Origin of the sequence: Ruminiclostridium sufflavum DSM 19573, assembly GCF_003208175.1 — a bacterium.
Lineage (GTDB): Bacteria > Bacillota > Clostridia > Acetivibrionales > DSM-1351 > Ruminiclostridium > Ruminiclostridium sufflavum.
This window is the reverse complement of sequence record NZ_QKMR01000019.1, coordinates 15,400-29,046: the sequence shown is the minus strand read 5'-3', so window position 1 is coordinate 29,046 and position 13,647 is coordinate 15,400. Positions and strand designations below refer to the sequence as shown.

At 35.5% G+C, this 13,647-nt stretch carries 1 protein-coding gene (only partly in view); it reads left to right on the top strand.

Features of this window, described 5'->3' with window-relative positions; genetic code table 11:
• Positions 1–13,647, top strand: partial view of a non-ribosomal peptide synthetase gene (locus LY28_RS14500; protein ID WP_110462909.1) — the 3' portion only. 5,955 nt of this gene lie to the left of the window's left edge; 13,647 of the gene's 19,602 nt are visible here — the last part of the coding sequence; the start codon falls outside the window, past its left edge; it ends in the stop codon at positions 13,645–13,647.

The window sequence follows — 13,647 nt, the reverse complement described above, 5'->3', positions numbered from 1 at the left end:
TTCATGGTTGAAGAGGTAAATATACTCGAACCTTTACGGTCTCGTGAATATTATGCGTATGTAGTTAATGAAAGCAGCAATATTCATAATATTGCTATTGTAAGTAAGGACGGCAAGGTGTGTGTGAAATTTTACCATGTTACTTCGAGAGAATTAAAGACCCAGTTTGATAGACATATATATTGCCAACAGTGGGTTGAATATACTGCAGAGAGCACCACAAAAGAACCCCATATAAAAACAGAAAACGCACTAGTTTTATACAATGACGAGGCTGAATATCTAAAGGAAAAAATTATTAATACAATGGATAAAAGCAATGTCACTCAGGCACAATTATATTTCGAAACAAGTAGAACAGATGGTGAATGGAAAATAGGCTTTAATGACATACAAGGATATATAAATTTCATTCTGGAGAATAACATTAAACGTATCTACTTCCTTGGTGCTATTTCAAGAAAACAGGCTGATGGAATTTTGGAGTTGGAGAGAAAACAGAAATATGGTGTCTATGCATTATTTTACTTGGTAAAAGCGTTGTCGCAAATAGGCAGTAATGTTCAGCTAGTCGTTGTAACTAATAATATATTTGAAGTGCTCCCAAGTGACAGTATAATATCTGCTAATTCAGGCGTGAGTGGATTTGTTAAAGCAGCAGCCCTTGAATTTCAGAATATTGAATTTTCTCTTGTGGATATTGAGTATAATGAGTCTATTTCATCGAACAAAGTGGAACGGCAGGCACACTTACTTACAAAAATGGTAAAAGGAACACCTGAAGTAGCTCTAAGAAATGAGACTTTTTATACTAGAAAAATTAGAGGTCTTTATTTGCCTTACAATACAAAAAAGAGTTTCAGAACCAATGGAGTATATGTCATTGTAGGAGCAGGAGGAATTGGACTTGAACTTGGATTATACCTTGCGAAAAAATATAAAGCTAGAATAGCCTTAATTGGAAGAAGCAATTTAAACGAAATAAAGAAATCAAAAATAGATAGTATTAAAGAGTACGGTGGAGAAGCAATTTATATTCAGGCAGATGTAACTGATTTTGACAGTATGAAAAAAGCGGTTACAGAAATAGAAGATACATATGGAGTAATACATGGAATATTCAATTGCGTCATGGTACTAAATGATAAGAGAATAGAAAATATGACCGAAGATGTGATGAGGGAGGTTTGTGCTCCGAAAGTAAAGGGAAGTGTCATTTTATATGATGTAGTAAAAGACAAAAAACTTGACTTTCTTGTGAATTTCTCTTCCACAAATGCATTTATAGGTAATGTAGGTCAGAGCAATTATAATTGTGCATGTTCATTCCAAGATGCATTTGCTCTGTCTTTGAAGGAACGAGCAGGTTTTCCTATTAAGATTATTAATTGGAGCTTCTGGGGAAATGTTGGAGTGGTTGCATCCAAAGAATATAGAAGTCTGTTGAACCAAAAAGGTTTATTATCAATAGAACCGTTTGAAGGCATGGCTGTACTTGAAGCGGCATTGAGCAGTCCCATATCACAAGTAGTAATGTTTAAAGCTACAGATAAGTTATTGAGTGAATTGGGTTTTGATTTTCATAATAAAATTGAAATTTATTCACAGACTGTTCCTTCTGTTATAGAGAATATTGAGCTTAAGGATGAACCTGCTGAGGAGAAAAAATATTCAATAAAATATATGCTTGAAGGTTTTAGTGCTCTTGAAGAGTTTGCAGTATGCTTACTGCTTAAATATTTCCAACTTAACATATATTTTACAAAAAAATGCGAGAAATACAGTAAAAGAGAGCTAATAACCACTCTTGGTATTATACCATCATATGAAAGGTTGTTTGATGCACTGATATATATATTAGAAAAGAGTGGCTTGTTGCTTATAAATGAAGATAAGATTGAAAGTACTGAACTTGTTGAAGACTATAGAATACTGGACAATATTGAGAAAATCGAAGAAAAAAAGAGATTGTTAGATGAGAAATTTTCAACTCTTTCTTCTTACACTAGACTTCTTTGGACTTGTGTTAGCCGTTTCGCAGATGTACTTACGGGAAGGATAGAGTATACGGAAGTAATGTTCCCAGAAGGATCAAAAGATTTGGTTCAGAGTATATACAAAGGAAACTTGATAATTGACTACTATAATGAATTAGTAGCTGAGTTTGTTAGAAATTATATAGAAGAACGTTTAGACAAATGTAAGACAGATCATATTAACATTTTGGAAATTGGCTCTGGTACTGGTGGTACAAGTGAATTTGTTCTTGAAAAGGTTAAGTGTTTCGGAAAGAACATAACTTACTACTACACAGATATTTCTGCAAGTTTTACCAGCTATGGAAAAGCGAAATATGGGTCTTTGGAATTTGTTGATTTTAAAGTGCTTGATATTGAGAAACTACCAGAAATGCAGGATTTCCAATCAAATAGTATTGATATTGTTTTTGCAACAAATGTCCTGCATGCAACAAGTTTAATACAAAATACACTCGGAAATATTAAGAGGCTTCTTAAAGCAAACGGAGTAATTGTTATTAATGAAATTGTTAGATTCCAGAATTTCTCTACGCTAACATTTGGATTGACAGGAGGCTGGTGGAATTCTAAAGATACATATAGGATAACTGGATCACCGCTTTTGAATGTTGCTTCATGGAAAAATGTATTAGGAATATGCGGTTACTATAATATAGCTGTAGCAGGGTTAAAAAATGAGAATAAAGAGTATGACCAGTGTATAATAACGGCAGTCAGCAATGGTATAACCGTTAAAAAAGCTGATAAAGGTAGTGTGGTTGCAGCACCTCATACAGATAAACCTGTTATGGTAGCAAAAGAAGAGATCAAACATCAAAAAATAGAAAGGAGAGTTGTAGAAGATAATATGATTATGAAAAGACATGAATTGAACCATACGGAGTTAATAGAAGAAACTATAAAATATTTAAAAGACAAGTTGGCAAAGGTTTTAAAGATTGAATCAAACAACATAGGTAATGATGTAGTGTTCCAAGAAATTGGTGTAGATTCTCTAATTACCGTAGAATTTAATAAGGAGCTTGTAAAAGATTTTGGAAAAGTACCTGCAACTCTACTTTTTGAGTATACAACATTAGCTGCTTTAGCAGGGTATTTTTGCACGGAGCAGGAGGAAAAGCTAAAAGAATTATTTAGAATTAATGCTAAGCCTGTGGATAAGCCTGTGGAGGCAAAAAAAGACCTGAACTGGCTATTTAAGACTACAACTTCAGAATTAAGAAATGATATACACCAAGAGAATAGAGATAATCAAGATAATCAAGATAATCAAGAGAATCATGAGAATCATGAGAATCTGAGAGGGGAAAAGGCACATACAACTACTGCATCGAAGGACATTGCTATTATTGGGCTTTCAGGCAAATATCCTCTTGCAGAAACACTTGAAGAATATTGGGAAAACCTGAAACAAGGTAGAAACTGTATAACAGAAATACCAAGGGATAGATGGGACTGGGAAAAATACTATGATCCATCAAACAGCGAGCAAGGAAAAGGGTATAGTAAATGGGGCGGATTTATAAGTGATATTGATAAATTCGATGCAGAGTTTTTTGATATATCAGATGAACATGCAGTAGAAATGGATCCACAGGAACGTATTTTTTTAGAAAATACGTGGACTTTGTTAGAGGATGCAGGATATCCTGGGAAGACTCTGGCAAACAAGGGAGAAAAAGTAGGTCTATTTGTAGGAATAATGTACGGTGGGTACGGACAAATTGCTACTAAAGCATGGGAAAATGGTATTAGAACTAATGCTCAATCTGCTTACTGGATTATCCCTAACAGGGTATCATATTACTTTAATTTTACAGGTCCGAGTATTGCAATCGATACAGCCTGTTCGTCTTCGCTTACTGCCATACACTATGCATGCAAAAGCATAGAAAGAGGAGAATGTAGTGTAGCTGTGGCAGGTGGAATAAATCTTATTTTGAATCCGAGACAGCATGTAAGATTGTCTAATTTAAACAGCCTTACGAGGGATGGCAGAAACAAATGCTTTAGTGAGAATGCTGATGGTTTTGCAGAAGGAGAAGGCGTTGGAGCTATCCTGCTCAAACCGTTGGAAGATGCTATAAGGGATAATGATTATATATATGGTGTTATAAAAGGGTCAGCTATTAACAGCGGAGGCGAATCAAACGGTTTTACCGCTCCTAGTCTTACAGCACAGATGAATGTAAGTGAGGATGCGTTAAAGGATGCAGGTATCAACCCTGAAACAGTAAGCTATATTGAGGCACATGCAACAGGCACAGTATTAGGTGATCCTGTAGAGATAAATGCATTGAGCAAGGTGTTTTCAAAATATACTGCGAAAAAACAGTTCTGCACTGTGGGAACAGTAAAAGCTAATATTGGTCACCTTGAAGCTGCTTCTGGAATGTCTGCGATAACCAAGGTTTTACTTCAAATGAAATATGGTAAAATAGTGCCTTCTATTAATATAGATAAATTAAATCCGTATATTGAACTTGAGAATACACCTTTCTATATTCAAGAAGAGTTAGGTGATTGGAAACAGAATACATATTTTGAGAGCGGACAGGAAAAAACATTACCAAGACGTGCTGGAATCAGTTCATTTGGTGCGGGAGGTTCTAATGCACATATTATAGTAGAGGAATACAAAAGAAATTTGGTGACATCCTACTTAGAAAAAACAAAGTATCTTATAATACTTTCAGCTAAAAAACAGGAGAGCTTGTATGCAAATGCTAAAGCATTGTTACTGTATATTCAAAACAACATGAAGACAGGTCAGGAAAAGCTGTTATTAAGTCAGATTGAATATACTTTACAAATTGGCAGAATGGAAATGAAGGAAAGGCTTGCACTTGTTGTAACAAGTCTGGATGATTTAAAAGATAAGCTCAAGGCAGTTTGTAATGGTGAAGTGAATATAGCCAATGTCTATAAGGGAAGTGCATTAAAGTGTGAAAAGAGTGGTCTTTCTTCTTACGAGAATAGTATAAATGATATAGCAATGCACTGGGTTAGCGGTACTTCATTCAATTGGGAGCTATTTTATCAGAATGAGGTAGAACCGTGTCGCATACCTTTACCTACATATTGTTTTAATAGACAGCGCTATTGGCTTGATGATGAAGAATCATTAATAAAAGAAAATCTATACTCTGCTTCATTCCAATATGATGAGCCTTATTTAAGAGACCATGTATCTTTTGGAAAAAGAGTGCTACTGGGCGTTACATATTGTAGCATTGCTTATGAAGCACTTAAATGTGTGGGTGATTTAGCTCCGGTAGTTCATTTTCACAACTTCCAGTTTGTAGAAGCGGTTGAACTTAATGTTGGGGAAAATGTTGAGGTTACAGCTGAACTGGTAAGCGAGGATGAAAGGCTATTTATCAATACAAGAATTAAAAAGAGTTTCAGCAAAAATTTTGAGACTGCAGCACGTAGTGAGGTTATTAGAAACACAGGTATTGCTCCTTATATGGTTACGATTCCTTCGTTTAAAGATATGAATGTTATTAAGACAGAAGAACTGTATAACAAAAAGTCTGGAGTTTACGGTGAATCTCTATTCACCATAAAAGAGGCATTTGCGTTAGGAAATGAAGCGTGGGGAGAACTTGCTTTAACACGAGAAATGATAAATAGCAGTCATTCGTATTCTGTTCACCCTGCTTTACTGGATGGAGCAGTACTTTGCAGACTTGCTTTATCAAAGAGTACTGAACCGGACTTGTTGATACCTTTAATGGTTAAGGAAATGTATATCTATAGTGAGTTGCCTGTGCAGTGCTATTGTCATTTGACAGAGGTAAAGGTGAATTCCGAGATATGGGAAGGCGATATTGAAATAATCGATAAGCTGGGAAAGGTGTTGATAGTAATGAAAGGATTTGTATGCAAAAAAGTGTGGATAGATGAGGAACATCAACCTTTGAAGACAGAGAATGCACACTTATCTCAGTATTCGGAAAGCAATAATAAAATAGTTCATGTAGTTGAACAGTATTTGATAAGCAAAATTGCTTCTATGCTTAAAACTGATTCTTACGCAATTGACAAAGGCAGTAACTTCATGTCTATGGGCGTAGATTCTGTAAGACTTATCAACCTTACGAAAGAGCTTCAAAAAGATTTAGGTGTTGAACTGTACCCAACTCTATTTTTTGAATACCAGAATATTAGGGACTTAGCAGAATATCTTGCTGAAGAGTATCCGAATAAATTTTCAAAAACAGATGAGGGAAGTGTTAATCATAATATTGCTGCTGAGGTAAGTGTTAATTATAATATTGCTGCACAAAGAAATTTCAGCAGTCCTGTTAAAGAACCTAAAGATAGCAGTAAAGAGGATTCAGACTTAAGGCAACCACAAGGTAAAGACTACAAAGATGATTCCATAGCTATTATAGGTTTTAGCGGCATTATGCCACAAGCAGATGATTTGGACGACTTTTGGAAGAAGATTATTGGAGAGGAATGTCTTATAACCACTATACCTGAAGATAGATGGGATTGGAGAAAATACTATAAAGAGTCCCCAGATGATACATCAAAAACGAATGTTATATGGGGTGGGTTCATGAAGGAAGTTGATAAATTCGATGCAACATTCTTTGGAATTTCACCACGCGAAGCAAACCTAATGGATCCTCAACAGAGACTTGTTCTAGAGCTTGCATGGAAGGCTATAGAAGATGCAGGCTACAATCCAAAAGAGCTTTCAGGCAGTAAGACAGGAGTTTTTATAGGGGTGGCAGGACATGACTACCATGATATAGTTTCTGATGGAGCAGTAGATAGTAAGGCACAGTCATTGACTGGTAATGCTCATAATATAATTACAGGAAGAATATCGTACATTCTTAATCTACACGGTCCAAGTGAACCATTAGATAATGCATGTGCAAGTTCACTTGTTTCTATAAACCGAGCAGTTCAATGCTTAAGAAACGGTGATTGCGACATGGCCCTTGCAGGAGGGGTAAATGTTATTGCCAGTCCTTCTTTATATATTTCATTTGATAATGTAGGAATATTAAGTCAGGACGGAAAGTGCAAGGTGTTTGACAAAGATGCAAACGGAACTGTAAGAGGAGAAGGTGCAGGTTTGCTGTTGTTAAAGCCTTTAAACAGAGCTATTGAGGATAATGATCATATATATGCAGTAATTAAAGCAAGTGCTGTAAATCATGGGGGACATGGCAACTCATTAACTGCTCCAAACCCCAAACAGCAGGCAGAAGTAATATTCAACGCATATGAAAAATCTGAAATTGATCCATCAACAATAACATATATTGAATCTCATGGTACAGGTACAACACTTGGAGATCCTGTTGAAATCAATGGACTAAAAAGTGCGTTCAAAAAGTTGTACTCTAAGCGGGGAAAATCTGGATTTACTACAAAAGGCTGTGGAATAGGTGCTTTAAAATCAAACATAGGACATCTGGAAACTGCTGCAGGAATTGCGGGAGTTATAAAAGTGTTACTGTGCATGAAGCATGGTGTGTTGCCAGGAATAGTAAACCTCAAAGAACTAAATCCGTATATACAACTGGAGGACAGCCCGTTTTACATAGTTGAAAAGACACAGCTATGGCAAAGGCTTAAGGACGCTAATGGTGATGAGATACCATATAGAGCAGGAATAAGTGCCTTTGGCTTCAGCGGTGTAAATGCACATGTGGTACTTGAGGAATATCGTCCTCCAGCTAAAGCTCAAGAAAATAAAGAGAATTTAATTATACTGTCTGCACAAAATGAAGATCGCCTAGTGGCATATGCAGAATCATTGAGTGCTTTTCTTAAAAGGACAAGGACTTTAGAAAAGAACTGCGGAACTATGGAACCAAAAATTATAAGGGATGTTATTGCTGTTATAGCCCAAATCAGTGATATTGATGAAAAAGACATTGATGATGAAACAAGCTTACTGGAATGTGGATTCGATGTGGCTAAATTAAGTATGTTGGTTAATGAACTTAACAAGTGCTACAACCTTGAACTGAGTCTTCCAAGCATCTCGATTGAGAATTGTCCAAAAGACATAACACAGATATTAGGGAGTAGTAATAGCATTACTAATTATTACTCTTACAGTCTGGACAATAGTTCTGGTTCAGAAGTAGAAAAACAGGATATTTCTCTTTCGCAGGTAGCATACACACTGCAAAAGGGAAGAGAGGTAATGGACGAGAGAATTGCATTTGTTGTATCAAACATTGAGGAACTAATAGAAAAATTGGATAAGTTTATTTCAGGTGAACGGAACATAGATAAAGTATTTACAGGAAGAAATCAGGAGGAAAGAGGAAAACTTGACCTTATACTGGAGGGAGACCTTGGTAAAGAAATAATTTCAAAGATTGTTGCACGGCATGAACTGGAAAAGCTTGCCCAGTTGTGGGTTGCAGGAGTAAAAATAAGTAACTGGGATGTACTTTACCAAGAGAAGCAGTATAAGATACCACTTCCTACATACCCATTTGCTCGTCAGCATTATTGGGTAGAAAGAGTTGAATCAACTAATAGTGTAGCTTTAGGTAAAGGTGTAAGTCAGTTGACGCCTTTGCTAGATAGCAATGAATCAACACTGGAAAAGCAAAGTTATAAAAAGACGCTAACACAAGAAGAATTTTATCTAAAAGATCATATGGTAAATGGTTCGATAATTTTACCAGGAGTAATATATCTTGAAATGGCACGCATGGCAGGTGAACTTGCTTTCCCTAAAAAAGAGGTTATAGGGCTAAACAATATAGTATGGGCAAAGCCTCTTCAGCTACATGGAAATAAACAGGATGCTTTTATTGACATTTATTCTAAAGAGGATGAAATAGCATATGAAATAAATTCAGGAGACGAAACAGTATATTCGCAAGGTGCGCTTGTATATGGTAGCTTTGGAGAAATAACAGGAGAAAAAATTGATATTGAAGCAGTTAAACAAAGGTGTAGAAATCATATGCAACATAAGGAGTTTTACGAATTATTTAGGCAATCAGGATTTAATTATGGTTCGAGTTTCATGCCTATTGAAGAAATATACCACAATGAACATGAGGCACTATCCAGAATAAAATTACCATATAGTGTACTACCTACAGCTGACTCGTTTATGTTGCACCCATCATTACTTGAAGGGGGGCTACAGACAGCTGGCTATATTATTAATAGAGATGCAGGAGCAACTAGCCCATATATACCATTTGCTATTGAAAAGATAGATCTATATGAAAAACTTCCCGAATGTTGCTATGGATATGCAGTACAATCACAAGAATTTTCAGACAATGAAACCATGAAGATTATGGATGTATTTCTTGTGGATGACCAAGGCAGAGTACTCGTGAAGATAAAAAAATATATAGCACGTCCGGTTGAAAAGAAGGATAAGGAAGAAACAGTGTACTTTGGCAAGGTATGGAAGCAGATAAAAGAAAAATCAAATAGAGTAAAGGGTTCCGTTGTATTATTTGACAAAGATAAAAGAGTATTCAATTATTTGATTGAAAAGGGTATGGATAAAGTTTATTTAGTAAAATCAGGAACTGGTTTTAAAAATATTCAAGATAACATATTCGAGATGGATCCGACAAACGAAAACAACTATATTGAGCTGTTCCGATTCTTGAAGGATAAGGGAATAGAATATGAAAATATCGTTAATCTATGGTCGCAGGAAGACTTTACCTATGATGAGGTAAGTTTAAAAGTGCAGATGGAACACTGCCTGTACCCGCTATTCTATATAAGTAGGGCATTATTGAAAGAAAAGCAAAAAAACACAATACGTTTATTATATATTCATGAAATAAATAAACCTTTATGTGAAGGAATCAGTGGATTTAATAAAAGTATAAATCTTGAAAACAATAAGTTGATTTTTAGAAGCATAGGAATAGAGGGCAAGGAAGAGGATATAGCGTCAATCATATTAAGCGAACTGTTTGAGGAAAACATTGAACCTGAGGTTAGGTATAGAGGAGCTATAAGAGAGGTTAAAGCCTTGGAAGTGCTTAAACCAGAAGTAAACGGTGAGGTTTTGTTCAAAGTAAATGGAGTTTATATTATAACAGGTGGGTTAGGTGGAGTAGGTTTTACTATTGCACAAAATCTTGCCTCAAAATATAGAGCTAAGCTCGTTCTTGTTGGTCGATCTGAAATTACTGAAGACTCAAGACTAAAGGAGCTGGAAGCAACAAATACTGATTTCATCTATTTAAGGGGTGATGTCTCGAACAGAACCGATGTAGAAAAAATAGTAGATGGAGCAAAAGCTCGTTTCGGATGCGTTAACGGCATTATCCATTGTGCAGGTTTAATAAAGGATTCTCTTGTAATAAATAAATCAATTAATGATTTAAATGAAGTAATAGCACCTAAAGTATATGGAACAATCAATCTTGATTGGTTAACACGGGATGAAAAGCTAGACTTTATAGCATTATTCTCATCTATATCTGGAGAAATTGGTAATTTGGGACAGAGTGACTATGCTTATGCAAACTCATTTATGGATAATTTCGCAAGTTATAGGGAGAATCTAAGAAAGCAGGGAGAAAGGCATGGAAAAACAGTTTCAATAAATTGGTCGTTATGGCAGGATGGCGGAATAGCAGTTGATGACTTAACTAAAAAACTTATGGAAAGTACCTTATATATTAAGCCACTTGAAAATTCTAGAGGGTTTAACATATTAGAAAAATGTTTGTCTCGCAATATGGAGCAGATAATGGTACTGCATGGGAACAGAAGAAAAATAAATACTTTATTCGCCAAAAATATACAAGAAGATAGTGTCATTTTAAATATAGATGAGAACGATCTTTTAAAGAAACTAATAGATGATTTGAGTAAGTCAGTATCAAAAATCTCTAGGATAAAAGAAAGAGAAATATCATTTACTGAGGAACTTGATAAGTACGGATTTGACTCCATAACTCTGACAGAGTTTACAAATGAATTAAATTTTAAATTTAGTTTGAATATTACCCCAGCAGTATTCTATGAGATTTCAGAGCTAACAATAAACAATCTTGGGAAACATCTGCTTAAGAGGAATAAAAATGATATAGCAGAGCACTATAACTCAAGCACCAATAATAATGAAACAATTGTAGATGAAGAAGATGAGGAAACAGAAGTAGCATTTTCAGGTATGAATATAAAAAATCGTTTTAAATCTTTAAGCTGTTCAGATAAGGAGATTACTGATATAAGGCACACTGTAGATGATGACAACTATGAACCTATAGCGATAATTGGAATTGGTGGAGTAATGCCTCAGTCTGAGAACCTTGATGAATTTTGGAAACATATAGTCGGTGGTGATGATTTAATTACTGAAGTACCGCCTGAGAGATGGGACTGGCGTGACTTTTACGGAGACCCAAATAAGGAAGACGGAAAGTCAACTTGCAAATGTGGCGGGTTTATGAAAGAGGTAGATAAATTTGATGCACTATTTTTCAATTTATCTCCTCAAGAGGCTAAAATATTAGATCCACAACAAAGGATGTTTCTTGAGACCACTTGGAAGACTATTGAAGATTCAGGTTACAAGCCTTCTGAGATTTCGGGCACAAATACTGGGGTGTTTATAGGGGTAACAAATAATGAGTATGCTGAAATTTTAAGGAATGAAAATGTAAAAATAGATGGACATTCAATTACATCAAATGCACATTTCCTTATTGCAAACAGAATATCTTATTTCTATAACCTTCATGGACCTAGTGAGACAATAGATACTGCTTGTTCAAGTGCTGCAGTGGCTATTCACAGGGCAGTGACCTCACTACATACAGGTGAGTGTGAACTTGCTATTGCAGGGGGAGTAAATATGTTATTATCGCCTCGTTCAAATATATCATTTGACAAAGCAGGCATGCTTAGCAAAGATGGACGTTGTAAGACATTTGATAAGAGTGCAGATGGATTTGTGAGAGGGGAAGGCATCGGAGCTTTGCTACTTAAACCCCTAAAGAAGGCCGAAGAAGATAATGATCCTATATATGCTGTAATACGTGGAAGTGCTGTTAAGCATGGTGGTAGGTCTAAATCGTTTGTATCTCCAAATCCAAATGGGCAGATAGAGGTAGTAAAGGCCGCTATTAATAAAAGTGGTATTAATCCTCTTGATATTAGCTATATTGAGACTCATGGGACTGGCTCAGCTATTGGAGATAATGTTGAAGTCGAAGGACTAAAAGGTGCGTTCAGGGAATTACTAAAAAGTGACGGAGAAGAATATGCGAAATCACATAGCTGTGGACTTGGTTCAGTAAAGACAAATATAGGAAATTTGGAAGCCGCATCAGGTATTGCGAGTATATTAAAAGTTGTACTGGCAATGAAATATAAGACATTGCCACCTAGTATTCATTGTAAAGAGGTTAATCCTTTCCTTAAATTGGAGGACTCACCATTTTATATTACAAGAGAAAAGAAACATTGGGATAGGATAACTGATAAAGACGGTAAAATACTTCCAAGGTATGCAGGTGTTAATGTTTTTGGTGCAGGTGGGGTAAATGTACACATTATTCTGGAGGAATATGAAAGAACAATGGTAGCTGACAACAACAAAGAGCCTGTTGTCGTAGTATTCTCTGCAAAAAACAAGACAAGCCTATTTGAGATAGTAGAACAGACTGCAGAATATATAAAATTAAATACTGATATCAATCTGAGGGATATAGCCTATACTCTCCAGCTTACAAGGGAAGAAATGGATGAAAGAGTTGCAATGGTTGTATATGATGTTCAGGACTTGATCAATAAGTGTGTAGGATTTGTTACGGATAATATCAGTAGTTATTCGGATATATATATTGGAAAAATAAAAAATAAAAATAGGGATTTGATTGAAGATGATAACGAAGATAGCAAGTTGATAGATACAGCTCTCGAAAACAAAAAGTATAACGATCTTGCTAGCTTATGGGTTTCAGGGGCGAAAATCAATTGGAAGAAGTTATATATGTCGGAAAAGAGATTTAGGATTTCATTGCCTACATATTGTTTTAACAAGCAGATTCACTGGGCGGCAAATCAAAAAACAGATATAAAGCCTGTTGTTGAGGAAGACAAAGACACTATTTCAAAAGTATCTATAGCTGAAGCAAGTGGTGAAGATACTATAAAGAGGTATTTGCTTCAAAAGATAAGTTTACTGCTTGGGATAGAGCCTGAGAGTATACAGTTAGATGGGGAACTTGCAGAAATGGGTTTTGACTCTATCAATACTATAAAACTAAAAAGTGACTTGGAAAATGAATTTGATGCTGAAGTTCCTATGGCTTTGCTAGCACAGAGCAAAAGCATTGATTCACTAGCAGAGAATATATTTATCAAGCCAGAACTTTTGAATATAAAGAATGCAATTATTTCAAAAATGCAGGAGAGCAATCTTGAAAGTTCTATTGGTTATGAAACGGATACATCTTGTGTGGAAGTAAAAGACAGCGAAGATTTTTGCAGATTTAAAGAAGATATCAATTGGACTAGGAGATACAGGAGTACTAATGATTTTATAAACTCGGAGCATGATCTCAGCAATATATCTGGAAGCGAATTAGACAATATCTTTAGGATGTTGCAAAAAGAATAG